Here is a 26,459-nt window from a genome sequence, read left to right on the forward strand (position 1 = left end):
ACCAGGCGAGCATCCATAGGATGACCGAGTCAATAGATGCTTGGAGGCAGTGTGGCCAATCGAGAAGTGTTGTTCATCGACGGCGTTCGAACCCCATTCGGACGTGCGGGCGAGAAGGGCATGTACTGGAAGACCCGTGCGGATGACCTCGCGGTCAAGGCGATCAAGGGTCTCCTCGACCGGAACCCGCAGATCCCGCACGAACGCTACGACGACGTCGCCATCGCCGCGACGACCCAGCAGGGCGACCAGGGACTGACGCTCGGCCGATCCACGGCGATCCTCGCGGGACTTCCGAACACCGTTCCCGGCCTCGCCATCGACCGCATGTGCGCTGGCGCCATGACGGCCGTCACCACCATGGGGTCCGGCATCGGCTTCGGGGCCTACGACGTCACCATCGCCGGCGGCGTCGAGCACATGGGCAGGCACCCGCTCGGCATCGGCGCAGACCCCAACCCGCGCTTCGTCGCCGAGCAGCTCGTCAGCGGTGACGCCCTGAACATGGGCAAGACCGCCGAGCGACTCCACGATCGCTTCCCACAGCTCACGCGCGAACGCAGCGACCGCTACGCGATGCGCAGCCAGCAGAAGGCCGCTGCCGCCTACGAGAACGGCCAGCTGCAGCCGGACCTCATCCCCGTCGCCATCGAATCCGAAGCCGGCTGGGGCCTCGCGACCCGCGACGAGACGCTCCGACCAGAGACGAACATGGCGACGCTCTCGACGCTGAAGACCCCGTTCCGCCCGCACGGCCGAGTGACGGCCGGAAACGCCAGCGGGCTCAACGACGGGGCCACGGCCGCCATCCTGGCCTCGAGCGCCGCCGCGAAGGAGTTCGGCCTCGCCCCGAAGATGCGCATGGTGACGTTCGCGTTCGCCGGAGTGCAGCCCGAGGTCATGGGTCTCGGGCCCGTGCCCTCGACCGAGAAGGCCCTCGACCGAGCCGGCATGACGATCGACGACATCGGACTCTTCGAGCTCAATGAAGCCTTCGCCGTCCAGGTGCTGTCGTTCCTCGACCACTACGGCATCGACGACGACGACCCCTCGGTCAACCCGTACGGTGGAGCCATTGCCATCGGGCATCCCCTTGCATCCTCCGGTGTTCGCCTCATGACACAGCTCGCGAAGCAGTTCGAGGAGCACCCGGAGGTACGCTTCGGCCTGACCGCGATGTGCGTTGGACTCGGACAGGGCGGCACGGTCATCTGGGAGAACCCGAACTGGAACGGCAAGTCGCACGCACGCCGAGGCTTCGGCAAGAAGGGACGCTGAGCACCATGGCAACCGATCTTCGAGCACGCTACGCTCCCCTGCTCGCCATGAGCACCGACGAGGTCGTGACGCACTCGCTCGTCCGTGACGTCACACTGCCGAGCGGCCGCACGCTGGCCCTCATCACCCTCGACAACGGCCACGACTACACGCGCCCGAACACGCTCGGACCGGAGACCCTCGCCCAACTCGGCGAGGTCCTCTCCGGTCTGCGCGCCCGCGCCTCCTCCCATGACATCCATGCGGTTGCGATAACGGGCAAGCGGTTCAACTTCGCAGCCGGCGCCGATCTCTCCAACGTGGGATCGATCCCGAGCCGAGAGGTCGCGCTCCTCCTGGCGAGGCTCGGCCATGAGGTGCTCGGCTCCCTCGGCAAGCTCGGGGTACCGAGCTTCACGTTCTACAACGGCCTCGCGCTCGGGGGCGGCGTCGAGATCGGGCTCAACTCCGACTACCGCACGGTCGACGCGACCGTTCCGGCATTCGCCCTGCCCGAGACCTTCCTCGGTCTCGTTCCGGGCTGGGGCGGCGCGAGCATCCTCCCGAACCTCATCGGCATCGAGAACGCCCTCAAGGTCATCATCGAGAATCCGCTCAAGCAGAACCGGATGCTCAAGGGACCCCAGGTCGCGGAGCTCGGCATCGCCGACGCGATCTTCCCGAGCCTGAACTTCCTGGAGGACTCGCTGGCGTGGGCCGACAAGGTCATCGGCGGAGACATCGAGGTCAAGCGGGCGAATGCTCCGGGGCGCCTCGAGCGCCTCGCGAAGTGGGATCTCGCGATCAGCATCGCGAGGAAATCGCTGGAGGAGAAGCTCGGCACCGTCGCGCTCGCTCCCTACCGGGCGCTCGAGCTGCTGAAGCTCGCGAAGGGCGACGACCGGGAGAAGGGCTTCCCCGCGGAGGACGAGGCCCTGGCCGACCTCATCTCCGGCGACCAGTTCGTGGCTTCGATCTACGCCTTCAACCTCGTGCAGAAGCGTGCGAAGCGCCCCGCAGGCGCCCCGGACAAGGCGCTCGCTCGCCGCATCGACAAAGTCGGTGTCATCGGTGCCGGGCTCATGGCAACACAGTTCGCGACGCTCTTCGTGCGTCGCCTCAAGGTCCCGGTCGTCATCACCGACCTCGACCAGGCTCGCGTCGACACGGGAGTCGCGGCCATTCGGCGCGAGCTCGAGAAGCTGCACGAGAAGGGGCGGATCGAGAGCGACGAGTACGGCCGACTGATCGGCCTCGTCCATGGCACGACCGACCGGAGCGAGTTCGCGGACTGCGACTGGGTCATCGAGGCGGTCTTCGAGGAACTGGGCGTCAAGCAGCAGGTCTTCGCGGACTTCGAGAAGATCGTCGGACCGGAGACCGTTCTCGCCACGAACACCTCCTCGCTCTCGGTGGCGGAGATCGGCGCTCAGCTCGAACACCCGGAGCGCCTCGTGGGCTTCCATTTCTTCAACCCCGTCGCGCAGATGCCGCTCATCGAGGTCGTGCGGACCGACAGCACCGACGACGCGACGCTGGCGACGGCGATGGCAACCGCCAAGAACCTCAAGAAGACCGCCGTCATCACCAGGGATGCGCCAGGATTCGTCGTGAACCGCGTCCTCGCCAAGGTCCTCGGCGAGGCCATGAATGCGGTCGACACCGGCACCTCGTTCGAGACCGTTGACCACGCGCTCGACAGGATCGGCCTGCCGATGACGCCGTTCGAGCTGCTCGAGCTGGTGGGGCTCAAGGTCGGCGCCCACGTGCTCGACACGCATCACAAGGCGTTCCCTGATCGGTTCTTCGAGTCCGAGAACCTGCACAGGCTGGCCGACTACGGCAAGCTGTACGACCGTGACGGCAAGGGGCGCGTGAAGGGCTTCGACAAGAAGGCCGTGCAGATCGTCGCAGGGGGCAAGACGCCGATGACCGCCGCCTCTTTCGCCGACCGCGTCGAGGTCGGCCTTGCCGACGAGATCAAGCGGATGCTCGATGAGAAGGTCGTTGCGGCCCCCGAGGATATCGACCTGTGCCTCATCCTGGGTGCTGGCTACCCGTTCCAGGCGGGAGGCATCACGCCCTACCTCGACCGGGTCGGAGCCTCGCAGAAGGCGTTCGGAGGGACCTTCCATACGCCGCCGATCCGCGGAGCCGCCTCGCACTGATCGGTCCTGCCAGCTGACGACGAAGGCGCCTCCTCACCCGAAGCTCGGGTGAGGAGGCGCCTTCGTCGCGTGGCGTCGTCAGTGCTTGGCGTGGTACTTGACGGGCTCGGGGAGCCCGGCCTCGGCACGGATACGGCGCGAAAGCCGCTCGAGCGAGGTGAGCGCGGCGATGACATCGTCGGACGACACCGCGAACGGCATGTTGTGGATGGTCTCCCCCGGCACGGTCGCGGCCTCGGCGACGAGCCGCAGCTCGTGCTTGTCGTCGGTGGAGAGCCCGATCTCCGTGAGCGTCGTCGGAAGTCCCAGCTTCGTGGTGAAGACGATGAAATCGCGGATCTCCTCCGCGGGAGCCCCCTCGAGGATGAGCTGAGCGATCGATCCGATGTTGACCTTCTCGCCGTGTTGCAGGCCGTGTGTCTGCGGGGCGGCCGTCAGACCGTTGTGGATCGCGTGGGCGGCAGCGAGCCCACCTGACTCGAAGCCGAGTCCCGAGAGCAGCGTGTTCGCCTCGATGGCACGCTCGAGAGCCGGAGTCACGACGCCGTCCTCGACGGCGTCCAGCGCGGTCGCCGCGTTCTCCCAGAGGACATCCCAGCTGAGCTTCGCGAGGGCCGTTCCTGTCTGCGTGGGCAACCCGCCCGCCATCGTGCTCGCGTTGGATCGGCTCGTCGCACGGGCCTCGAGCCAGGTGGCTAGCGCGTCGCCGAAACCAGCCACGAGGAACCGTGCGGGTGCATCCGCGACGAGCTGGGAATCGATGAGCACGAGGTCGGGGTTGCGCGGGAAGAAGCGGTACTCCTCGAACTCCCCAGCCTCCGTGTAGATGACGGCGAGCGCCGATGTGGGCGCGTCGGTGGATGCGACCGTGGGGACACTCACCCATCGGACACCAGCGAGGTAGCCCGCGGCCTTGGCAGCGTCGATCGTGCTGCCTCCACCGACGGCGACGATCACGTCGCTGCCGCTGGCCGTGATGACCTCCACGATGCGGTCGATCTCTCCCGAGGAGGCGACGCCGTTGAAGCGCTCGCGCGGAACCTCGGCCTCTCCCCCGGTGAACGAGGTCGAGAGGCGCTCCCCGAGGAGGTCCCAGACGAAGTCGTCCGCGAGCAGCAGCGGGGTCGACCCGATCTGCGCGACGAACTCCCCGAGCCGTGCAAGCGCGCCCTTGCCCTGCACATAGCGGCCGGGGCTCAGTACGGTGCGGATGGGAATCTCAGTGCTCATGCGGAACTCCTTCGTCGTGGAAAATCGCTCCAACGGTATCGACCGGAGATGCACGCGCACAGCGGTCTTACTCAGCGAGTGAGAGCGCGAATCGTGTACGACGCCGAAGGGCGGAGCCTCTCGGCTCCGCCCTTCGGTTCTGCGCTGCGCCCGCTACGCCGTGGCGAGCTGGCGGAGCACGTACTGCAGGATTCCGCCGTTGCGGTAGTAGTCGGCTTCACCCGGGGTATCGATGCGGACGACCGCATCGAACTCGATCGGCTGCTTGCCCTCGGGCGAGTCAGAGGTGGGCTCCGCGATGACGTGCACCGTCTTGGGCGTGAAGCCCTCGTTGAGCTGCTCGATGCCCTGGATCGAGATCGACTCCGTGCCGTCGAGGCCAAGCGATGCCCAGCTCTCGCCTGCCGGGAACTGCAGCGGCACGACACCCATGCCGATGAGGTTCGAGCGGTGGATGCGCTCGAAGCTCTCGACGATGACGGCGCGGACGCCGAGCAGGCTCGTGCCCTTGGCAGCCCAGTCGCGAGAAGAGCCGGAGCCGTACTCCTTGCCACCAAGGACGACCAGCGGCGTGCCGGACTCCGCGTAGTTCTGCGCGGCGTCGTAGATGAACGACTGCGGGCCGTCGGGCTGCGTGAAGTCACGCGTGTAGCCGCCCTCGACGCCGTCGAGGAGCTGGTTCTTGAGGCGGATGTTCGCGAACGTTCCGCGGATCATGATCTCGTGGTTGCCGCGACGCGAGCCGTAGGAGTTGAAGTCCTTGCGACCGACGCCGTGCTCCGTCAGGTACTTTCCGGCGGGGCTGTCTGCCTTGATCGAGCCAGCGGGGCTGATGTGGTCGGTCGTGACCGAGTCGCCGAGCTTGGCGAGCACCCGCGCGCTCTTGATGTCGGTGACCGGCGTGAGCTCCATGACCATGCCATCGAAGTACGGGGGCTTCCGGACGTACGTCGACTGGTCATCCCACTCGAACGTGGCGCCGGTGGGCGTGGGGAGCGAGCGCCAGCGCTCGTCGCCGTCGAAGACCGCGCCGTACTCGCGCGTGAACATGTCCGTGTCGATCGACGTGTCGATCGTGGACTGCACCTCGTCTGCGGTCGGCCAGATCTCGCTGAGGAAGACGTCCTTGCCGTCGGAGTCCTTACCGAGCGCCTGCGTCTCGAAGTCGAAGTCCATCGTTCCGGCGAGCGCGTAGGCGATGACCAGCGGCGGCGAAGCCAGGTAGTTCATCTTCACGTCGGGGTTGATGCGACCCTCGAAGTTGCGGTTTCCGGAGAGAACAGCGGTGACGGCGAGGTCGTTGTCGTTGATCGCCTCGGAGATCTCCTCGTTCAAGGGACCCGAGTTGCCGATGCACGTCGTGCAGCCGTAACCGACCGTGTAGAAGCCGAGGGCCTCGAGCGAGTCGGTGAGTCCGGCCTTCTCGTAGTAGTTCGTGACGACCTTCGAGCCGGGGGCGAGCGTGGTCTTGACCCACGGCTTCGCCTTCAGTCCTCGCTCGCTCGCCTTCTTGGCGAGGAGGCCCGCCGCGAGCATCACCGAGGGGTTGGAGGTGTTGGTGCAGCTCGTGATGGCCGCGATGGCGACCGAGCCGTGGTCGATCGTGTAGCTCTGGCCATCAGCACCCTGCACCTGGACCGGCTTGCGGTCGTGCGAGAAGGTCGGCGCCGTCTGCTGCTCGCGGACGTCGGAGTCCTCGGAGGTCGGCGTGAGCTTGGCGGGGTCGGATGCCGGGAAGCTGTCCTCGCCGGCGACGTCGACGAGACCGAAGTCCTCCGCCGTGTAGTCGTTGAGGTCGGCGCCGAACTGGCCCTTGGCCTTGGACAGCTCGATGCGGTCCTGCGGGCGGCGGGGGCCGGCGATCGACGGGACGACGGTCGAGAGGTCGAGCTCGAGGTACTCCGAGTATGAGAGCTCCTTGCTCGGGTCGTGCCAGAGGTGCTGCTCCTTGGCGTAGGCCTCGACGAGCTTGACCTGCTCCTCGCTACGGCCCGTGAGGCGCAGGTAGCTGAGGGTCTCGTCGTCGATCGGGAACATGGCGGCCGTCGAGCCGAACTCGGGGCTCATGTTGCCGATCGTGGCGCGGTTGGCGAGCGGCACTGCGCCGACACCTTCGCCGTAGAACTCGACGAACTTGCCGACGACGCCGTGCTTGCGCAGGAGGTCGGTGATCGTGAGGACGACGTCGGTCGCGGTGACGCCCATGGGGATCTGGCCCTTGAGCTTGAAGCCGACGACCTTCGGGATGAGCATCGACACGGGCTGGCCGAGCATGGCCGCCTCTGCCTCGATACCGCCGACGCCCCAGCCGAGCACGCCGAGTCCGTTGACCATCGTGGTGTGGGAGTCGGTGCCGACGAGGGTGTCCGGGTAGGCCTGCAGCACACCGCCCACCTCGCGGACGAAGGTGACGCGCGCCAGGTACTCGATGTTGACCTGGTGGACGATGCCCGTTCCCGGGGGGACGACCTTGAAGTCCTCGAAGGCGGTCTGGCCCCAGCGGAGGAACTGGTAGCGCTCGCCGTTGCGCTGGTACTCGATCTCGACGTTGCGCTCGAGCGCGTCGGCCTGACCGAAGAGGTCGGCGATGACCGAGTGGTCGATGACGAGCTCAGCGGGAGCGAGCGGGTTGACCTTCTCGGGGTCACCGCCCAGCTGGGTCACGGCCTCGCGCATGGTGGCGAGGTCGACGATGCAGGGAACGCCGGTGAAGTCCTGGAGGACGACACGCGCTGGCGAGAACTGGATCTCGGTGTCCGGGTCTGCCGAAGGCACCCACGAACCGAGCTTCTGGATCTGCTCTGCGGTCACATTCGCGCCGTCTTCGGTGCGGAGGAGGTTCTCGAGGAGAACCTTGAGGCTGAAGGGGAGCTTCTCGAACCCCTCAACCTTGTCGATGCGGAAGATCTCGTACTCGGTGCCGTCGACACTGAGCGTGTCTTTGGCTCCGAAGCTGTTGACTGCGGTCACGTCTCGGCTCCTTCTTTGCAACTCTGGGTGCGCGGCCCGCGCCCAGCAATCATCTCGCGTCTCGCCGTGGCTTGCCTCGAAGGTGATCCTGAGTTGATCGAGACGCTTTTATCTTGACATCAAGATACTTTACCTGGTTCACTCTGCTCTCCCGACCGTGACGCGCTCAGGAGCGCCCGGACGAAGAGGACCGTCACGACCAGGACGACGGCATACATGGGGGTGCCCATGAGCAGCCGGGCGAGGCCCAGCGCCTCGACGTTGCCGGCGAAGTAGAGCGGCAGCTGCACGACGAGACGCAGCGCGAAGAAGCCGACCCACACGAGCGTGATGACGGACATCCACCGCAGCATCGCGCGGTCCTGCCGCCAGCTCGAACCCTGCCCGGTGATGAGCCCCGTGACCAGTCCGATGACCGGCCAGCGGACGAGGACCGAGACGAGCAGAGCCGCCCCGTAGGCGGCGTTGGTGTAGAAGCCGACGAGGTAGAAGTTCTCGCCCCTGCCCGTCGTCATCGCGAGGACGCCGGAGATCAGGAGCGCGACGAGGCCCGAGATCGCGGGGACGACGGGCTCCTTCTGCACCGCGCGGACCACGATGAAGAGGAGACCGAGGACCGCAGGCGCGAGGACGGCGATCCATAGCTCGGTGCCGAGCGTGAACAGCACGAGGAACACGATGCCGGGAAGCAGCGTCTCGACCAGGCCGCGGACGCCGCCCATGGCCGCCAGGAGCGACGCACCGGAGATGCCGCCCTCGGTCAGCCTGCCGAGCGAAGACGACTTCGCGGCGTCTTCCAGCTTGCGCCTGTTGGGCGCGTCGGCGGAGGGCTCCGCCTGCTCGGGCCGTTCGTCCTCGGGCAGCGTCATGCCTTTTCTGCCTCCCCGGATGCGGCGTCCTCGGTTGCCGTCTTCGACGTCGGGTCGGCCATGGCCTTCGGGACGACGAGCGTCAGGAGCTCGCGCGGAGGAAGCGGGGCATCGCCGCGGACGACGACGACGCTCCTGAACAGCTCCACGAGCTCGACACGGGTGGCCTCGTCCCGCAACGCCTTGCCTGTCAGGACGCCTCGGAGGAACCAGCGGGGGCCATCGACGCCGAAGAAACGCGCGGACCTGGTCTGATTCGACGCGGCACCCTTGATGACGACCGGGATCTTCGTGTCAAGCACGGGGCCGAGGATGCCCTCCACCTCTTCCGCCGTTCCGCCCTGCTTGCGGACCTGCTCGGCGAGCTGCGCCATGATCGAGTGCCAGAGACCGGTGGATCGAGGCGCTGCGAAGGCCTGGATCTGCATGGTCGACTCCTTGTAGTCGAGGGCGACGGCGACGAGTCGCTTCGTCTTCTCCTCGACCTCGAGCCGGAGCCCGAGTCCTTCACGAGCCGGGATGCGCAGCGCGCCCAGGTCCACGTAGCGCTTCGCGGGGCTCGCCTCGGAGATGTCGAACGGCCCGCGGGTCTCGCGATCTTCAGGCGCGGACTTCGCGTCCACGTCCTCGTCGTCTTCGAGGTCAACCGCGTCGTCGAGTTCTTCCTCGTCGATGCCGTCATCGTCGACGGTGAGCTTGTCAGCCTTCTCAGGCTTCTCTTCTTCCTTCTTGAGGAAATCAAACAGTCCCATTGGGTGCCTCCTGGTCAGACGAATAGCCGGTGGAGCCGAAGCCGCCCTCTCCACGCTGCGAGGCGGAGAGCTGCTCGGTCTGGATGAAACGCACTGGCGCGAGCTGCATGACCACGAGCTGCGCGATCCGGTCACCTGCCGCGATGGCGTAGCTCTCAGACGAATCGGTGTTGAGCATGATCACCTTCACCTCACCCCGGTATCCGGAGTCGATGGTGCCAGGCGCGTTGACGAGCGTTATGCCGTGCTTCGCCGCCAGCCCCGAGCGCGGCATCACGAAGCCGACGGTTCCCGCCGGAAGCTCGAGTCGAACTCCCGTGCCCAAGACAGCGCGCTGGCCGGGGGCGAGAGTGACGGATTCGGTCGCGATCAGGTCGGCCCCGGCGTCGCCTGGCTGGGCGAACGTGGGGAGGACGCCCGAGACGGGCACATCTATGGCAATGCTCACCGTACGAGCCTAGCCGAGGCGTGACCGGATCGTGATCTGACAGCGGCGCACGACAAAGCGTGATGCAATATCTCCATGCCTGTCTTCCACGAGCGCCTGTGGCCAGCCGCGTGGGTGTACGCCGTCGGCTTCCTCATGGTGCCCGCCGTCATCCTCGTGTTCACGCCGATCAACTTCTGGATCGGCGCGGCCATCGCAGTGACGCTCTACGCCGCGTTCCTCACGCTCGTCCTCGCGTACTCGCCCATCATCGAGGTCACGGCGACCCAGGTCCGAGTGGCGGGCGCCCACGTGCCGCTGAGCTTCACAGGGCAGTGCCTCCCGCACACGACCCGTGAGCGTGCTCGTCTCGCCGCTGGCCCCCAGCTGGACCTGCGTGCCTGGCTGTGCATCCGCGGCTGGATCCCGACCTCGCTCACGATCGAGATCACCGACGAGGCGGACCCCGTCCCCTACTGGCTCATCTCGACGCGCCGGCCCACTGAGCTCGCGGCTGCCATCACCGAGGCTCGGGCTGCGAACAGGCGCCAGGCGAGTTGACGCAGCGGGACACTCCCGTCGCGCGACTCTGAGCCGCGTTCCCCTGTCGCGCCGACAGACGACCGAAGCCGCATCCCGGGGGATGCGGCTTCGGTCGTCTGTGCTGCCTTCGATCAGGCGGTTGCGCAGTCGTGGCAGATCGGCCCGAGGGCCGAGCTCTTCTCGAGCTGCGAGCGGTGCTTGACGAGGAAGCACTCGACGCAGGTGAACTCGTCGGCCTGCGGCGGGATCACCACGGTCTCGAGTTCAACGTCTGCGAGGTCTGCCGCAGAGAGGTCGAAGCTGCCGGGGTTGTCCGCATCTTCGGCGTCAACGCTGCCGGAGAGACGATCCGGCACTCGCTCCTTCAGCGCCTCGATGGACTCTGCGTCATCGTCGGTCTTGCGAGGTGCGTCGTAGTCGGTCGCCATACCTATCCAAATCTCTTCAATGGGGGGGAACTCCCCCAGGCGCGGCAATTGTGCACGACTCAGGGGTGAAACTCAAACCGAAGTGAGCAGTGTTCGCGCGGAGCGAGATCGAATCCACGCCAGAGTTGGACGGCGCGCCCCGGGGCTCCCCGATTCCACCCTCCTCGCGTGTGATGCTGTGGCCCAGGAATCGGCAACGCCAAGGAGTACGAGCATGCATGAGCTCAGATTCATCGACCTGGATGAAGGTGCCCTCGTCGTGTCCGGAGATGACGGCCAGCGCTTCCGCGTCGTGATCGACGAAGCGCTTCGTGACGCGCTGCGCCCGCGCATCTCCACTCGCGTCGACGCGCCGAAGGTGCCTCCGCGCGCCATCCAGCAGCTCATTCGGGCCGGGAAGACCATCGACGAGGTCATCGAGCTCACGGGCGCGGCCCGTGAGGACGTGGTCCGCTTCGAGGGACCGGTTCGCGCCGAGCGCGACTACCTCGTGCGCCAGGCGCGCGCGGTCACCGTTCGATTGAAGACCGACACCGACCCCCTCGGCCAGGACGGAACGACCTTCGGCGAGGTCATCGATGACCGCCTCGAGGCGTCCGCTGCTTCCGCAGTCATCTGGGATGCCTGGAAGGACGACGAGGAGGGCTGGAGAATCGGTCTGTCCTTCGCCGTCGACGAGATCTCGCGAGAGGCGCTGTGGGGCTTCGAGCCTAAGACGCAGGCGCTCACCCCGCTGAACCCGACGGCGACGATGCTCTCGCAGCAGGGCGAGCCCGCGTCGCTCGGCAGCCCCCGGCTCCGTGCCGTCATGGAGTCCCCGCAGCGCGAGGCCGCATCGGCTCCCTCCGTCGAGCCGGTGAGCAAGGAACCGGTCTCCTGGATCGGTGCCGCGGCGTCGCGACTCGAGCGGGCAACCGAGCAGCAGCACCACGAGACGGCCGATCTCCTCGAGGCCCTCCGGCGGCGTCGCGGAGAGCGCGTCCCGCAGTCCTTCGAAGACGACGCCGAGGACGGCGACGATCAGGGCTCAGTGCACGAGGGCGACGAAGATCACTCGACGGCATCCGAGCAGACGCCCGTCAAGCTCTTCACCCCACGCGTTCGGGACGAGGACAGCTTCGAGACGGAGACCATCGAGCCGAGCGATCTCGGCTCCGGTGGCGTGCGGGCGGTCGACGTCCCGCTCGACGGACTCGATGACCCCAAGCACGAGGCGCAGGAACCCACACCGTCGAAGCACTCGCCGAAGCGCGCAGGGCGTGCCGCGATGCCGAGCTGGGACGAGATCGTCTTCGGGACCCGCAGCGACGAGTAGCTGCGCGGCTCAGCGAGTGAACGCTCCGGCGCGGATGAGCGGAACGATCGTCTCCTCAGGGGTGATCGATCCGTGCTGTCCGACGACGAGCCTCGCACCTGACTGCATCGACGTGGCGTAGAACGTGACTCCCTTGGTCGCGGCGACGACGACATCCCCGATGCGCTCAGCCGCGACGGGGTCGACGTTCGGCCCGTACCACCCCTCGGAGACCGCCTCCTGCCGGGTGACGATCGTGGCGCGGGCGCCCTGGGATGCGATCCACCTGTCGCGCAGGTCTCCCGCCGCGTCCGCCGTCGCTCCCGGCTCGAGGTAGAGGTGGCGAAGTCGCGGCTCGCCGGCCATGGCGAGCACGCCGTCGAAGAGGGGGTCGTCGTCGTCGACATCGATCTGACGATGCCGGGGAATGTCGATCATGCCGTGGTCGGCGGTGACGAGGATGCCGGTGCCGGCATCCACTCCCCTGGCGAGTCCCTCGAAGGCCGCGTCGAGCTCCTCCAGGCGAGCCAGCCAAGCATCCGACTCCCAGCCATGGGCGTGCCCCGCCTGATCGAGCTCCGCGTTGTACAGGTAGATGAGCGCGCGGGGATGATCGTCGAGTGCCCGCAGCGTGACCTCGACCCGCTCCTGCATCGTGCCGCCCTCGAGGTAGAGGGCACCGCGCAGGGAGGCGTGCGTGAGGCCTGAGTCGCGGTACTGCGGCATACCGACGACGATGCTCTGCACGTCGGAGCCCCCGTCGCGCAGCTCCTCGAAGATCGTGCGGCGCAGCTGCCAGGTCGCGGGGTCCATCCCGTCCCCCCAGCCCGAGAGCTGGTTGCGGATGACACCGGCAGCCCGGTCGAAGAGGGAGTAGCCGAGCAGCCCGTGCTCACCAGCTCGAGTCGCCGTCGTGAGCGAGGTGATCCCCGCGACGGTGGTCGATGGGAACGAGAAGGCGGTGTCCTTCTTGCGCCACTCCGCGGTGAGGCGCCTGGCGTGCCCAGTGCGGGCGCGGAGCATCGAGGCTCCGAGCCCGTCGACGAGCATGACCACGACCGAGCGGGTCTCCGGCAGCCCGAGGGACCCGGTCTCACCCCGCAGAGAAGCGAGCGAATTCGGCAACACGTCGGAGAGCGTCGGGCGACCGCTCGCCGCGCTGAATAGCATGGACGACATCCGTCCCAGTCTCCCACAGGGGCGCCGAAGCACGACCCTCCCGACAGGTGACATGAGTACAACACGCAACGACGACTCCGCTTCGATGAGCGAGCAGCGCATCGAGGACATCGACGTCTCGACAGAGATGCAGTCCTCTTTCCTCGAGTACGCGTACTCGGTCATCTACGCGAGAGCGCTTCCAGATGCGCGCGACGGGCTGAAGCCGGTCCAGCGGCGCATCCTCTACCAGATGGCCGAGATGGGGCTCCGGCCCGACCGGGGGCATGTCAAGTCGGCGCGCGTCGTGGGCGAGGTCATGGGACGCCTCCACCCCCACGGCGACACCGCCATCTACGATGCGCTCGTGCGCATGGCCCAGGGCTTCGTGCAGCGCGTGCCGACGATCGATGGGCACGGCAACTTCGGGTCGCTCGATGACGGCCCGGCAGCCCCGCGGTACACGGAGGCTCGCCTCGACGCCGCCGCTCTGGCGCTCACCGCGGAGCTCGACGAAGACGTCGTCGACTTCGTGCCGAACTACGACAACTCGACCACGCAGCCCGAGGTGCTTCCGGCGGCCTGGCCGCACCTCCTCGTCAACGGAGCGAGCGGCATCGCGGTGGGCATGGCCACGAACATGGCGCCGCACAACCTCGGGGAGGTGATCGCGGGGGCGCTGCACCTGCTCGAGAACCCCGGTGCGACGCTCGAGGAGATCATGCAGTTCATTCCGGGCCCGGACCTCCCGTCCGGCGCGCGGATCACGGGCCTCGACGGCATCAGGGATGCCTACGCGGGAGGTCGCGGATCGTTCCGGACGCGTGCCACAGCAAGCGTGGAACGGGTGACGGCCCGCAAGTCGGGCATCGTCGTGACCGAACTCCCCTACATGGTCGGACCCGAGAAGGTCATCGAGAAGATCAAGGACGGCGTCCAGGCGAAGAAGCTCGCCGGCATCAGCGACGTCGCCGATCTCACCGACCGCAAGCACGGCCTGCGCCTCGTCATCGAGATCAAGACCGGATTCGACCCTGACGCCGTGCTCGAGCAGCTGTACCGGCACACGCCCCTCGAGGACATGTTCCACATCAACAACGTGGCGCTGGTCAACGGGGGTCCGCAGACGCTCGGGCTCATCGAGCTGCTCCGCGTGTACCTCGACCACCGCATCCAGGTGGTGCGCAGGCGAAGCGCCTTCCGGCTCGCGCGGAGGCTCGAGCGACTGCACCTCGTCGAAGGCCTCCTCGTCGCGATCCTCGACATCGACGAGGTCATCCAGATCATCCGGTCGAGTGACGACGCCTCGGCGGCCGGCGAGCGACTGCGCATCGTCTTCGACCTCTCGGAGCTGCAGTCGGACTACATCCTGGAGCTGCGCCTGCGCCGCCTCACGAAGTTCTCGCGCATCGAGCTCGAGTCGGAGCGCGACCAGCTCAAGCAGGAGATCGCCGAGCTCGAGCGTCTGCTCGGCGACGAGAAGCTGCTGCGCGCGCGGGTCGGCACCGAGCTCCAGGAGACCAGCGACCGCTTCGCGACGCCGCGACGCACGCTGCTCACCGAGGGTCAGGGCACCCCGCCGAAGCGCGGAAAGGCGATCGAGACCACGCAGCTGCAGCTCGCGGACTCGCCCACCCAGGTGCTGCTCTCGACGACGGGGCGGCTCCTCAGGGTCGATACGGCCGACGCGGATGCGCGCCTCCAGCAGCCGTCGCGGCGCAGCAAGCACGACGCTGTGCGCTCCCACGTCACCACTACGGTCCAAGGCGAGCTCGGCGCCGTCACGAACCTCGGGCGGCTGATCCGCGTACCCGTCGTGGCCCTCCCCTCCAGCCCCCAGGGGTCGGTGCTGCTCTCCGCCGGAGTCAAGGCACACGACTTCATCGGGCTCACGAGCCCCAAGGAGCAGGTCGTCGCGCTCGTGCCCATCGACCAGGAGACGCCGATCGCGCTCGGGACGAAGCTGGGCGTCGTCAAGCGGGTGACGGGCATTGACTTCGGCAAGAACCGAGAACTCGAGATCATGACGCTCAAGGCCGGGGACGAGGTCGTCGGAGCCGCGCTCGCGTCCGATGAGGATGAGCTGGTCTTCGTGACGGATGACGCGCAGCTGCTGCGCTTCTCGGGGAAGCTCGTTCGTCCGCAGGGCCGTTCCGCGGCTGGCATGGCCGGCATGAAGGTCTCCGATGGCGCCGTGGTCCTCGCGTTCTCCGTCGTTGCGGCGGCCAACGTCGAGATCTGCGAGGTCGCGAGCGTCGCGCGCAACGAGGACGCCCTCGAGGGCACCGACTCGGGCACGGCGAAGGTCTCCAGCCTCAGCGAGTTCCCGGCGAAGGGACGCGCGACCGGTGGGGTCCGGGCCCAGCGGCTCCTGCGCGGGGAGCGACGCCTCAGCGCCGCCTGGGTCGGCCCGGGCGCGCCGTTCGGCAACGCGCGTGATGGTGCGATCCGCGCCCTCCCGACGGGCGGCGCGAAGCGCGACGCGTCTGGCACGCCACTCGACCAGGTCGTCGACCTCATCGGACGCGGCATCGGAGACCCGACGCCGCCCGTCGACGACGACGCGTCGTCAGCCGAGGGCAGCCCCGAGACACCGGCGACCGACTGAGCTGCTGCGCCGCTGCGCTGCTGCGCTGCTGCGCTGCTGCGCGCAGCATGCAAGAGGCCGGCCCCCGATCGGGGGCCGGCCTCTTGCGCACGGCGTCCTGGCCGCCAAGACGTGCAGCTAGACGTCGATGTCCGCCCGAGCCACGTGCTCGGATCCCTCGATGATGAACTCCTTGCGAGGCGCGACCTCGCTGCCCATGAGCAGATCGAACACCCGCTCTGCGTTGTGCGCGTCCGCGTTCGTGACGCGCCTGAGCAGGCGCGCGCTGGGGTCCATGGTCGTGTTCCAGAGCTGGTCTTCGTCCATCTCGCCGAGGCCCTTGTAACGCTGGATCGGGTCCTGGTAGCGCTTCCCCTGCTTCTCGAGCTTCGAGAGCAGCGTGTGCAGTTCCTTCTCCGAGTAGGTGTAGACCGTCTCGTTGGGCTTCCTGCCCGCATGCATGATGACCACCCTGTGCAGGGGCGGCACGGCCGCGAAGACGCGACCCGCGTCGAGCATGGGCCTCATGTATCGGAAGAAGAGGGTGAGCAGCAGCGTCCTGATGTGCGCGCCGTCGACGTCGGCGTCGCTCATCAGGATGACCTTGCCGTAGCGAGCCTGGCCGATGTCGAAGCTGCGCCCCGACCCTGCACCGACGACCTGGATGATCGACGCGCACTCCGAGTTGGAGAGCATGTCGGAGACCGAGGCCTTCTGCACGTTGAGGATCTTGCCGCGAATGGGGAGCAGCGCCTGGAACTCCGAGTTCCTCGCCGGCTTCGCGGTGCCGAGCGCGGAGTCACCCTCGACGATGAAGAGCTCGCTCTGCGCCACATCGTTCGATCGGCAGTCGACGAGCTTCGTCGGCAGCGAGGAGCTCTCGAGTGCGTTCTTGCGTCGCTGCGTCTCCTTGTGGGCGCGAGCGGAGAGACGTGACTTCATCTCCTGCACGACCTTGTCGAGCAGGAGGTTGGCCTCGGCCTTGTCCTGGCGCTTGGTCGACGAGAACTTCTCGGTCAGGCCTGCCGTCACGGCCTTCTGGACGATCGCCCTGGCCGCTGGCGTTCCCAGGACCTCCTTCGTCTGCCCCTCGAACTGGGGCTCCGGGATGCGGACCGTCACGACGGCAGTCAGACCCGCCAGGACATCGTCCTTGTCGAGCTTGTCGTTGCCGACCTTGAGGCGCCGGGCGTTCTTCTCGACCTCTGCCCGGAAGAACCGGAGCATCCCCTGCTCGAACCCGGCGAGGTGAGAGCCGCCCTTGGGGGTCGAGATGATGTTCACGAAGCTCTTCACGGTGGTCTCGTAACCGGTGCCCCAGCGCAGCGCGAGATCGACGTGCATCGTGCGCGCGACTTCCTTCGTCACGAGCTGCAGGCCCTCGTCGTCGAGCACCGGGATGGTCTCCGTGAACTCCCCGCTCCCCTCGATGCGCCAGGTGTCGGTCGTCGGAGCGTCCGGTGCCAGGAAGTCGGCGAATTCCGTGATCCCGCCGTCGAAGCGGAACTGCTGCGTCGTAGGCGCGACCGACTCGTCACGGGCATCCTCGATGACCATCTCGAGGCCCGGCACCAGGAACGCCGTCTGCCTCGCGCGCTCGGCGAGGTCGTTGGTCTGGAAGCTCGCCTCACGGATGAACACCTGCGGGTCAGCCCAATAGCGAACCCGCGTGCCGGTGACGCCGCGCTTCGCCTTGCCGACGACGCGGAGCTCGCTCGTGTCGGTGAAGGGAACGAAGTTCGACGTCGGGCTGGGCCCGCCGGCACCATCCTCGAAGATGCCGGGCTCGCCACGCCGGAAGCTCATCGCGTAGGTCTTCCCGCCCCGGTCGACCTCGACGTCGAGGCGCGCGGAGAGCGCATTCACCACCGAGGCGCCGACACCGTGGAGGCCTCCCGCAGACCCGTAGTTGCTCGCACCGAACTTGCCACCCGCGTGGAGCTTCGTGAAGACGACCTCGACGCCACTCAGACCGGTCTTCGGCTCGATGTCGACGGGGACGCCTCGCCCGTCGTCATCGACGCTGACGGATCCATCGCTGTGCAGCTGAACTCGGATGCGTGAGCCGTGACCGGCAAGGGCCTCATCGACCGAGTTGTCGATGATCTCCCACAGGCAGTGCATGAGCCCACGCGAGTCGGTCGAGCCGATGTACATGCCCGGCCGCTTCCGGACCGCATCGAGCCCGTCGAGCACCGAGAGGTGTCTGGCTGAGTATGCGTCTCCGGAATTCGCCACCGAGGTCCTCGTCCTTCTTCTGCGTCATCGTGTCTGCGATCTCGGCCCAACCGCGTTCAGCGGCAGGCCACCTTCGAGCGTAGACCGGATGCGGGCTTTCTCGCGGCTCCCACACCACAGCGACCTCACGCGCGCCTCAGCGGGCCCAGGAACCGCCGGTGCTAGCCTGACCACGCCAGCGACGACCAGAGAGGGCACAACGTGCAGACTCCCGAGCCGGTGCGCAGACGCATCCACATCGACCTCCGCGCGATCCGCGAGAACTCGACCCGACTCCTCGGATCGGAGACGGCCAGCTACGCCGACCTGCGCGCCGACGCCTACGGCCATGGCGCCCTCCGCGTCGCTGAAGCGCTCGACGGCGAGGGATACGACGGCTTCGTCGTCTCCCCTGAGCTCGACCGCGCATCCCTGTCGCATCTGAGCACGAAGCTGGTCGACGCGGACTCCGTGAACTCCGACAGGATAACGGGCGGCTCCCTGTTCGGGCTCACCGATCGCGCCTACCGGCCCGCGATGCGCGTGAGCGCCGAGATCCTGGCGGTGAAAGATGTCGGAGCCGGCGAGGGCGTGTCCTACGGGTACAGCTACGTCACGACAGAAGCGACGCAGCTCGCACTCGTCGGTGTCGGCTACGCCCACGGGGTTGTCCGCCGCGCCTCGAACACCGCATCCGTGCTCATCGGCGGGAAGACGCGCACCATCGTCGGCGCCATCTCGATGGACCAGTTCTCCGTCGACCTTCTCGGCGCAGAAGCGCAGCCGGGCGAGCTGGCGATCCTCTTCGGCGACCCGGCCGTCGGCGAGCCGAGCATCCTCGACTGGCAGCATGCGACCGGCCTGCGAGCTGCGGCCATCGCGAGCCGGATGAGTCCCCGATTCGAACGGAGCTACACATGAGCCGCGCAACAGCGCACGTCGATCTCGAGGCCATCAGCCACAACATCCGAGCCCTGCAGGAGCTTGCCTCCGACTCGCAGTTCATGCTGGCCGTCAAGTCGAACGCCTACGGGCACGGCCTGCACGAGGTCGTGCGCACCGGGCTGGAAGCTGGGGTCTCATCCTTCGGCGTTCTGGAGTCGACCGCGGGGATCGATCTCCGCGCTGCAGGCGTGGAGGTGCCCCTCTTCGCCTGGATGCATGGCCAGGACACCGACTTCGCGGCCGCGGCAGAAGCGCGAGTCGACCTCGGCGTGCAGACGTTCTGGCAGCTGGAGGCGATTGCGGCGAGCGACGCGGAGCGCACGCCACGAGTGCACCTCAAGATCGACACAGGCCTGCACCGCGGGGGCGCCGACCAGCCGCGCTGGGCCGAGTTCGTCACGGAGGCGCTCAGGCTGCAGTCGCTCGGCAAGCTCGAGGTCGTCGCCGCGTGGAGCCATCTCTCTGACACCTCGCACAGTGCCGACCTCGCATCGACGGCCCTGTTCGAGGCCGCCGTCGACGAAGCCAGAAGCCTGGGCGCGGAGTTCGAGCTCCTCCATCTCGGAGCGAGCGCGGCCGTCATCGATCTGCCCGAGGCGCACTTCGACCTCGTGAGGGTCGGCATCGCCGCCTACGGCATCTCGCCGTTCGGCGATCGAAGTGCGGCGGACCTCGGGCTGAGGCCGGCCATGCAGCTGCGAGCCCCGGTCCTGGATGCACGCCACGGCCTCGCGAGCATCGCCGTGGGCTTCGGTGACGGAATCCAGTCCGACCCGGACTCAGGCGCCTACATGGTTGTCGACGGACACGTCGCACCGGTCGTCGAGGTGGGCGTCGACGAGACGGTCGTCGCGCTCCCGAACGATGCAGATGGCATCTCGGCGGGCGCACCGTGCATCGTCTTCGGCGACGGCTCGCAGGGAGAGGCGACCGCGGAGCAATGGGCAGTGTGGGGCGACACCGTCGGCGACGAGATCGTGACAGGACTCACCTCCCGCGTCCCGCGGAGCTTCAGCCACTGAGCGACGCGCTGGCGCGCTGAAGCACGCCAGCGCCCCACTCAGACGGTCAGACCGTCAGACCTCTGGGTCAGACTGCTGGAGCAGAGACGCCGATTCTCCGCATCAACGCGTGGCGTGCGTTCTGCGACCAGCCGTCGAGTCGTTCCAGCTCCGCTCCGCCGTCTCCGAGCGTGCGGTCAGCATCGTGACGATGCACGGCCTGCTGCAGGAGCTGGTCTGCCAGCGTGGGGTTCAAGGCGAGGATGGGGCCGTGCAGGTGCGTCCCGATCGCGCCCAGGCGCTGGACGCCCTCGGCTCCGCTGTTCTCCGCAGCTGAGCCGCCGTTGCCGAAGCCACGGACAACCTCGCCCAGCGGCTCCGACCCCGCGTCGAGGGAGGTGACGGCATTGTGGTTCGCGAACCCCGCGAGGAGTCCACCCGGGGTGCGCACGACCGTCTCCGCGACGCTCTGCGCCGGCTCCCGGACAGCCCTGGAGGCGAAGACGCCGAGACCGGTGAGCTCGCCGTCATCGTGGGTGATACTCGATCCGAGCAGCTCCCACCCTCCGCCGATCGCAAGCAACGGCAGGCCAGCCGCGACGAGGTCGCGGAGCTGCTCAGCGTGCTGCAGCGCGTCAGCCTGCACCGTCTGCACGGCGGCAAGAGGGCCGGAGCCGACGTGCAGCAGGTCGATGTCGCCGGGCAGCGAGGCCGCCCCACGTCCGACGTTCACCACTTCGACGTCGAAGCCGCGCACGCGCGCACGCTTCGCGAGCACAGTGACGTTGCCGACATCTCCGTTGATCCCGAGCTCCACCGGGTAGAGGTGAGCGATTCGCAGCTTCATGAGTTGACCTTCCCCTCGATACCCGATTGCCCGAGTCGCCGGCGAATCGACATCATCTGCTCGTAGTTGACGATCATGGTCTTCATGCCGCGGCTGGGCTTGGGCAGTGCCAGGAACTTGTCGAGCGCCTCCCCCAGGCTGGGCTCCACGAGACCGACCGGAATGTCGCCGTAGCCGAGCCTCGTCGCGATCTGCCAGGCCTTCGTGCCGGAGACGACGTCGACGTGCTCGAGGCGGCTGAGATCGGCACCGAAGATCCAGGACGGGTCGGGGGTTCCCTCGTCGACGGAGACGAACACCTGCTCCGGAGCCTCCTCGAGCGCATCGAGGTTCATCTGCAGGCTCGGCGGGTTCTTCATCATGATGATCTCGATGTCCTCCCCGCGGACGCTCATCACCTCACCACGCCCGTACACGGTCTGCGACTCGCCGAGCGCCTCCGCGACAAGCGCGGGAACGAAGGAATCGCCGAGGATGCGCTGAGCAGTCGCCGCTGCACCAGCAGCATCGAGCGCGTAGTGCAGGCCACGCGCGGGGAGACGGATCTCCAGCTCCTCGTCGCCGATCCGCAGCGTCGCATCGCGCCCCTTCAGTGCCACGACCTGCACGGCGCGCTCGCCTGCGGCGACCTCGACGCTCGCGGCTGAGATGTCATCGAAGTTCGAGAGACCATTCGGGGACTGCTCGATGAGCTCAGGTGCGACCCCGAACCAGGTCACCGGCGCATCCAGCGAGACGGGAAGTCCGCGAAGCGATGCGTCATCGGCGTTCAGGACGCTGAAGTCGCCGCATGCGGCCGCGATGGTCCTGAGGAACTCAGTGACTCGAGACGGGTCGTAGAAGCGGTTCAGCTGATCGACCTGCACGTTGAGGAGCAGCACCCCGCGTGGATGCAGGTGCGGGAGGAGGCGGGGCCCGTAGGCCTCGTCGACCTCGAGGACAGCGATGTCCGCTCGCAGGTTGCCGTTGACGTCGACATCCGGGAGCATCGACGACGCGATGCCCTGCGGGAGGTTGCCGCCGGAGGAGTTCGTGAACACCCTGAGCCCGTGCCGCCGAAGCATGCGGGTCAGGAAGTGCGTCGTCGTCGACTTGCCGTTCGACCCGGAGACGAAGATGACGCCGAGCGGGAGCTTCGCCACGGCCGTCTCGAGGAAGTCCGGGGAGATGGCGAGCGCCACTCTGCCGGGGACTGCTGAGCCGCCTCCGCGGAGACGCATCGCTCCGCGCGCGCTCCGTCCGAGACCGACGGCGATCATCCGCCGCAGCTTGCCACCCATGCACACTCCTCATCCTGCGCAACCACGTGCGCGTCAGCGTCTGCGGCGAGAATCCCCCGGCTCGCCGACCGCGGCCAGTATCTCACGCGCCCACGACGGACCCCGGGTCGTCACGCGGGTGAAACACTGCTACGCGCAGGGCGAACCTGACCGCCGAAAGCACACGGGAATCCGGTGCCCGTGCTCTAATTGTCCTGATCGGCAGATCACTGAAGCTTTGGAGGCATCATGACGGAAAGCACAACGGCCCTGCGCACCGACTCGGCGCCAATTGCCGCAACAGACCGTTGCGACGCGTGTGGAGCTCAGGCCTACGTCCGCGTCCAGCTGAGCGCCGGCGAGCTCCTCTTCTGCGCGCACCACGCGACGCGCCACGAAGAGAAGCTCCGCAAGCAGGCGGTCGCCTGGCACGACGAGACCTCGCGCCTGCACGGCGAGAAGGCTGCGGCTGGTCAGCCGGCGGAGTAGCCGCCACCGAGACACCACCGCGGTTCGACCGCGTACGACGAAGGCCCGGATGCAAGCATCCGGGCCTTCGTCGTACTGGATTCGTGCCTACTCGAGGTAGTCGCGCAGCGACTGCGAGCGTGACGGGTGACGCAGCTTCGCCATCGTCTTCGACTCGATCTGGCGGATACGCTCGCGGGTCACGCCGAACGTGTCGCCGATCTGGTCAAGCGTCTTCGGCATGCCGTCTCCGAGGCCGAAGCGCATGCGGATGACGCCGGCTTCGCGCTCTGCAAGCGAGTCGAGCAGCGACTCGAGCTGACGCTGCAGCATCGTGAAGCTCACTGCGTCGGCGGGAACGACAGCCTCGGTGTCCTCGATGAGGTCACCGAACTCGCTGTCGCCGTCTTCACCAAGCGGGGTGTGGAGCGAGATCGGCTCGCGACCGTACTTCTGCACCTCGACGACCTTCTCGGGCGTCATGTCGAGCTCCTTGGCGAGCTCCTCAGGCGTGGGCTCGCGACCGAGATCCTGCAGCATCTGGCGCTGCACGCGAGCCAGCTTGTTGATGACCTCGACCATGTGCACCGGGATGCGGATCGTGCGCGCCTGGTCGGCCATCGCACGCGTGATCGCCTGGCGGATCCACCAGGTGGCGTACGTCGAGAACTTGAAGCCCTTCGTGTAGTCGAACTTCTCGACTGCACGGATGAGGCCCATGTTTCCCTCCTGGATCAGATCCAGGAACTGCATGCCGCGACCCGTGTACCGCTTGGCGAGGCTCACGACCAGTCGGAGGTTGGCGCCGAGGAGGTGGCTCTTCGCGCGATCGCCGTCACGGGAGACCCACTTGAGCTCGCGAACGAGCTGCTTGTCGAGCTCGCCCTCCTGCTCCTTGAGCTTCTCGGCGGCGAACAGGCCCGCCTCGATGCGCATGGCGAGGTCGACCTCTTCGGCCGCGTTCAGCAGTGCGACCTTTCCGATCTGCTTCAGGTAGTCCTTGACGGGGTCGGCCGTCGCGCCGGTGATCGCAGCGGAGTAGACCGGGGTCTCTTCCTCGTCGTCACTCGGCGTGAGCACGATGGCGCCCTTGACGCGCGCCTTCTCGGAGTCGGCCTTCGCGTCCTTCGGGTCGGCCGGCTTGACCGAGTCGTCGTCGGAGTCGACTGCTTCCGACGCATCCGCGTCGACATCGGCCTCTTCGATCTCGCCTTCTTCGACGCCGTCTTCCGGCTCGTCGCCTTCAGCCTTCTTCTTCGTCGCCGCGCGCTTGCGGGGCGCAGCCTTGGCTGGCGCGCCCTCCGAGGCAGTCGCTGCCTTGCGCTTCGCGGGTGCGCGCTTCGCGGCAGGCTTCTTGGCGCCCGCGGCTTCGTCAGCTGCGCTCTCGGTCTCGACAGCGGCACCCGATTCGGCGCTCGCCTTCTTGACCGGCGCTGCGCGCTTGCGCGCTGGCGCCTTCTTGATGTCCTCGGTTGCTTCTGCAGTAGCCGTGGTAGCTCCCGTGCGTGTCGCCATGTTCAGACCCCTCTCGTCACGGTGCGGGCATAAGGAAGGCCCTTGTCAAGTCTGCACAGAGGCAGACCCGCAGGGTCCATCCGTTGATTATGGCACGGTTTCGGGAGAAACCTTGGATTCACGCGTGAGATTCACATCCCACGCCTGCCCGAACCGAACCATCTCCTGCCTATTGCAACCCAGAGCGGGTCGATGATTATTCCCTCATCGCGTGCCATTCGGCCTCTCGTGCGTCGTCTGCTGAGCAGCAGACCGCTCAGCCCGATGAGCATGATGCCGGGGATCACCCAGAACGCGAGCTTGTACTGCTGCCAGTCCACGGCTCCCGCTACGCCGATGCCGAGCCCGTCCAGCGAGATGCCGATCAGGAACATGGTCGTGAAGCTGGCGACGAAACCTCCGACGTTCACGATGCCGGACGCCGATCCGAGGCTCGAAGCCGGGTTGAAGGTGCGAGCGTAGTCGAAACCGATCGCCGAGCCCGAGCCGCCGATGCCCATCACGACGAGGAGCACGATCAGGAGCCAGAGCGGCGGCAGGCCGGGCCACAGGAGCATCGCCACCCAGACGCCCAAGATGAGCAGGGCGCAGATCAGCACGAGGTTGGAGCGCCGGAGCGGGTATCGCCCTGTGAGCACCCCGAGGAATGGGCCGAGGACCATTCCCGCGAGCACGATCACGGGGAGCAGTGACGAGGCAAGGGCCGGCTCCAGCCCCATGCCCTGCGTCATGAGCGGGAACCCCCACAGCAGGCCGAAGACCGTTCCAGGGAACTGCGTCGTGAAGTGCGCCCAGAAACCGAGCCTCGTCCCCGGGCGGCGCGCGGCCTGGGCGACCTTCCCCATGACGCCACGGACGCTGATCGCCTCGCCGGCTCTGCGCAGCTCCGGGCTGTCCCGCAGGAACACCGCGACCGCGACCGAGGTGATCAGCGCAAGGCTCGCGACGGAGAGGAACGCCGGCGTCCAGGACGTGGACCGGAGCAGGAAGCCGAACGGGACAGCAGAGAGCACCTGTCCCAGCTGGCCGAGGTTGCCGTACCACTGCACGAAGACCGGCACCCGCCGCGGCGGGAACCACGCGGCGATGATCCGGAGTCCTGAGACGAACGTCGTCGCGTCCCCGGCCCCGACGAGCATCCGGCCCATGACCGCGACACCGAGTTCCGGCGCAAGCGCCACGATCAGCTGCCCTCCGGACATGAGCAGCGCCCCGACGAGGATGAGCCTCGACGGCCCGAATCGGTCGAGCAGCATGCCGACCGGAATCTGCAGGGCGGCATAGACCGCCAGCTGCGCGACGGCCAGCGTCGACAGCGCAGCGGCCCCGACCTCGAAACGCTCGCTGGCGAGCACGCCGGCGACCCCGAGTGACGATCGCTGCGTGACGGCGACCATGTAGGCGATCGCCGTGATGGCGAACATCGCGGGAGCAAGGCGGCGGTTCATCTGAACTATTGTCTCGCGTCCCGCCACCGGGACACGCCACACGGCGCAGACGAGAAGGCCGTCACACCGAAACGGTCACCGGGACGAACCCGGGCAGGACCTCAGGACTCGTCGTCGCGGCCGAGCGCCAGATAGCGCTCGATCTCCGCGGCGAGCTGGTCTGCAGAGGGCAGCTCGCCGGCCGCGTCCTCGAAGTCGTTGGTCACCGCGAGATTCTGCAGGTAGGCGTCGTGCTGCGTCTCGAGGGCGTGGATGAGCTTCTGCCCATCCGGATTGGACTCGAGCTCGGCATCGACGCCAGCGCGGAACGTGCGATCCCGCTCACGCAACGCCTCGGTTGCGATCATGCGACCGGTCGCGCTTCCCAGGGCGGACAGCGCCGCGACCGCCCCTGCCGGCACCGAGGAGTCGGCGACGTAGTGCGGAATCAGCATCGCGAGGCTCAGAACGGGATGGCCGAGCTCCTCAGCCCGAACCTGGAAGTACTGCATGACGTGAGCCGGTGCCTCGGTCGTCGGGTTCCACACCGAGAGGGAATCCACGAGCTCCTCGCGATTGCCGGTCGCGGCGATGCGAATGGGACGCGTGTGGGGAACCGGCATGGGCACGGCGTGCACCCAGGTCGTCGACGAGACCTCGAGCGCGTCGACGGCATCCACGAGCGCCTCGCTGAAGAGCCGCCACCGGTAGTCCGGTTCGAAGCCCGAGAGGAACAGGAACTCCTGGCCGAGCTCGTCGGCGACGAGCCTGAGGTCGAGGCGAGGTGACGACACGGACTTCACTCGACCATTCGAGACGGACACGATCGGGCGCCGAGCGCGGTAGTCGTAGAGCTCGTCGACATCGAACTCCGCGACGATCCGGGCGTCCTCGTCGAGACCGATGATCTCGTCGGAGACCTGCGCCGCCACGGCTCCGGCGTCGTGACCGCCCCGCAGCGCGACGATGAGGGGCAGGCCTGCAGGGACGTCATGCCATGCGGCAGCCACTCGGAAGATGCGCTCAGTCTCGCTCATGGCTCCAATGCTAGGTCGGAAGGCTGACGTTGGTACGGGCGTTCGCGCTTGGCGCACGAG

General features: G+C 67.5%; 21 protein-coding genes. 8 read left to right on the forward strand and 13 right to left on the reverse strand.

All coding sequences use genetic code 11. The annotated features are described in order from the left end of the window. Positions 1-51 precede the first annotated feature (51 nt). Together C5E10_RS08875 and C5E10_RS08880 are read left to right on the forward strand one after the other, a co-directional pair. Positions 52-1,278, forward strand: a complete 1,227-nt coding sequence (locus tag C5E10_RS08875) for a thiolase family protein (RefSeq protein ID WP_258063782.1) — start codon at positions 52-54, stop codon at positions 1,276-1,278. A 5-nt stretch (positions 1,279-1,283) separates the two neighbouring features. Continuing rightward, entirely contained in the window at positions 1,284-3,425 is a 2,142-nt protein-coding gene (locus tag C5E10_RS08880) for a 3-hydroxyacyl-CoA dehydrogenase NAD-binding domain-containing protein (RefSeq protein ID WP_104331306.1), read from the forward strand. A gap of 78 nt (positions 3,426-3,503) precedes the next feature. Here C5E10_RS08880 and C5E10_RS08885 read toward each other — a convergent pair whose 3' ends face one another. The 5 genes from C5E10_RS08885 to dut form a co-directional block, all read right to left on the reverse strand. Continuing rightward, on the reverse strand, positions 3,504-4,655 hold the full coding sequence (locus C5E10_RS08885) for a glycerol dehydrogenase (RefSeq protein ID WP_104331307.1): 1,152 nt from the start codon (positions 4,653-4,655) through the stop codon (positions 3,504-3,506). A gap of 153 nt (positions 4,656-4,808) precedes the next feature. Beyond that, a complete protein-coding gene (gene acnA, locus C5E10_RS08890) occupies positions 4,809-7,625 on the reverse strand; it encodes an aconitate hydratase AcnA (protein WP_104331308.1) in 2,817 nt (938 codons plus the stop codon). A 119-nt stretch (positions 7,626-7,744) separates the two neighbouring features. Beyond that, entirely contained in the window at positions 7,745-8,494 is a 750-nt protein-coding gene (locus C5E10_RS08895; RefSeq protein WP_104331309.1) for a DUF3159 domain-containing protein, read from the reverse strand. Beyond that, on the reverse strand, positions 8,491-9,246 hold the full coding sequence (locus tag C5E10_RS08900; RefSeq protein ID WP_104331310.1) for a DUF3710 domain-containing protein: 756 nt from the start codon (positions 9,244-9,246) through the stop codon (positions 8,491-8,493). Before C5E10_RS08900 ends, C5E10_RS08895 begins: the two co-directional genes overlap by 4 nt. After that, positions 9,233-9,694, reverse strand: a complete 462-nt coding sequence (gene dut / locus C5E10_RS08905) for a dUTP diphosphatase (RefSeq protein WP_219820339.1) — start codon at positions 9,692-9,694, stop codon at positions 9,233-9,235. Before dut ends, C5E10_RS08900 begins: the two co-directional genes overlap by 14 nt. A 75-nt stretch (positions 9,695-9,769) precedes the next feature. Between dut and C5E10_RS08910 the strand changes: the two genes are divergently transcribed. Further along, positions 9,770-10,234: a DUF3093 domain-containing protein gene (locus C5E10_RS08910; protein ID WP_104331311.1), complete on the forward strand. Its 465-nt coding sequence runs from the start codon at positions 9,770-9,772 to the stop codon at positions 10,232-10,234. A 113-nt stretch (positions 10,235-10,347) separates the two neighbouring features. On the opposite strand, the gene C5E10_RS08915 is transcribed toward C5E10_RS08910, so the two are convergent. Next, entirely contained in the window at positions 10,348-10,644 is a 297-nt protein-coding gene (locus C5E10_RS08915; RefSeq protein ID WP_104241348.1) for a DUF4193 domain-containing protein, read from the reverse strand. A gap of 214 nt (positions 10,645-10,858) precedes the next feature. Between C5E10_RS08915 and sepH the strand changes: the two genes are divergently transcribed. Next, entirely contained in the window at positions 10,859-11,959 is a 1,101-nt protein-coding gene (sepH, locus tag C5E10_RS08920; RefSeq protein ID WP_181062701.1) for a septation protein SepH, read from the forward strand. A gap of 9 nt (positions 11,960-11,968) precedes the next feature. On the opposite strand, the gene C5E10_RS08925 is transcribed toward sepH, so the two are convergent. After that, positions 11,969-13,117: an alkaline phosphatase family protein gene (locus C5E10_RS08925; RefSeq protein ID WP_104331313.1), complete on the reverse strand. Its 1,149-nt coding sequence runs from the start codon at positions 13,115-13,117 to the stop codon at positions 11,969-11,971. A 52-nt stretch (positions 13,118-13,169) separates the two neighbouring features. Between C5E10_RS08925 and C5E10_RS08930 the strand changes: the two genes are divergently transcribed. Then, positions 13,170-15,704 carry a DNA topoisomerase (ATP-hydrolyzing) subunit A gene (locus tag C5E10_RS08930; RefSeq protein WP_258071052.1) on the forward strand — a complete coding sequence of 845 codons (2,535 nt, stop codon included), beginning with the start codon at positions 13,170-13,172 and terminating at the stop codon, positions 15,702-15,704. A gap of 117 nt (positions 15,705-15,821) precedes the next feature. Here the strand turns inward: C5E10_RS08930 and C5E10_RS08935 are convergent, their stop codons facing one another. Continuing rightward, positions 15,822-17,921 carry a type IIA DNA topoisomerase subunit B gene (locus C5E10_RS08935; protein ID WP_104241351.1) on the reverse strand — a complete coding sequence of 700 codons (2,100 nt, stop codon included), beginning with the start codon at positions 17,919-17,921 and terminating at the stop codon, positions 15,822-15,824. A 219-nt stretch (positions 17,922-18,140) separates the two neighbouring features. Between C5E10_RS08935 and C5E10_RS08940 the strand changes: the two genes are divergently transcribed. Next, positions 18,141-18,821 carry an alanine racemase C-terminal domain-containing protein gene (locus C5E10_RS08940; protein ID WP_104331314.1) on the forward strand — a complete coding sequence of 227 codons (681 nt, stop codon included), beginning with the start codon at positions 18,141-18,143 and terminating at the stop codon, positions 18,819-18,821. Beyond that, positions 18,818-19,867, forward strand: coding sequence for an alanine racemase (locus C5E10_RS08945; protein ID WP_104331315.1), 1,050 nt, complete (start codon positions 18,818-18,820; stop codon positions 19,865-19,867). The genes C5E10_RS08940 and C5E10_RS08945 overlap by 4 nt, the downstream gene beginning before the upstream one ends. 67 nt (positions 19,868-19,934) lie before the next feature. On the opposite strand, the gene C5E10_RS08950 is transcribed toward C5E10_RS08945, so the two are convergent. Continuing rightward, complete coding sequence (locus tag C5E10_RS08950) at positions 19,935-20,693, reverse strand: type 1 glutamine amidotransferase (RefSeq protein ID WP_104241353.1); 759 nt, start codon at positions 20,691-20,693, stop codon at positions 19,935-19,937. Beyond that, entirely contained in the window at positions 20,690-21,973 is a 1,284-nt protein-coding gene (locus C5E10_RS08955; RefSeq protein ID WP_258071053.1) for a Mur ligase family protein, read from the reverse strand. The genes C5E10_RS08950 and C5E10_RS08955 overlap by 4 nt, the downstream gene beginning before the upstream one ends. Before the next feature lie 228 nt (positions 21,974-22,201). On the opposite strand from C5E10_RS08955, the gene C5E10_RS08960 reads away from it, so the two are divergent. Next, the gene (locus C5E10_RS08960) at positions 22,202-22,441 is read left to right on the forward strand and encodes a hypothetical protein (protein WP_104241354.1); all 240 of its coding nucleotides are present in this window, start codon (positions 22,202-22,204) and stop codon (positions 22,439-22,441) included. 87 nt (positions 22,442-22,528) lie between these two features. Here C5E10_RS08960 and C5E10_RS08965 read toward each other — a convergent pair whose 3' ends face one another. The 3 genes from C5E10_RS08965 to C5E10_RS08975 all read right to left on the reverse strand — a co-directional run bounded on the left by C5E10_RS08965 (position 22,529) and on the right by C5E10_RS08975 (position 26,399). Then, entirely contained in the window at positions 22,529-23,935 is a 1,407-nt protein-coding gene (locus tag C5E10_RS08965) for an RNA polymerase sigma factor (protein ID WP_104331316.1), read from the reverse strand. A gap of 131 nt (positions 23,936-24,066) precedes the next feature. Continuing rightward, positions 24,067-25,383, reverse strand: coding sequence for a nitrate/nitrite transporter (locus C5E10_RS08970; protein ID WP_104241356.1), 1,317 nt, complete (start codon positions 25,381-25,383; stop codon positions 24,067-24,069). A gap of 101 nt (positions 25,384-25,484) precedes the next feature. Then, a complete protein-coding gene (locus tag C5E10_RS08975; RefSeq protein WP_104331317.1) occupies positions 25,485-26,399 on the reverse strand; it encodes a proteasome assembly chaperone family protein in 915 nt (304 codons plus the stop codon). Positions 26,400-26,459 lie beyond the last annotated feature (60 nt).

This window comes from Pseudoclavibacter sp. RFBG4, from assembly GCF_002931515.1.
Taxonomy (GTDB): domain Bacteria; phylum Actinomycetota; class Actinomycetes; order Actinomycetales; family Microbacteriaceae; genus Pseudoclavibacter.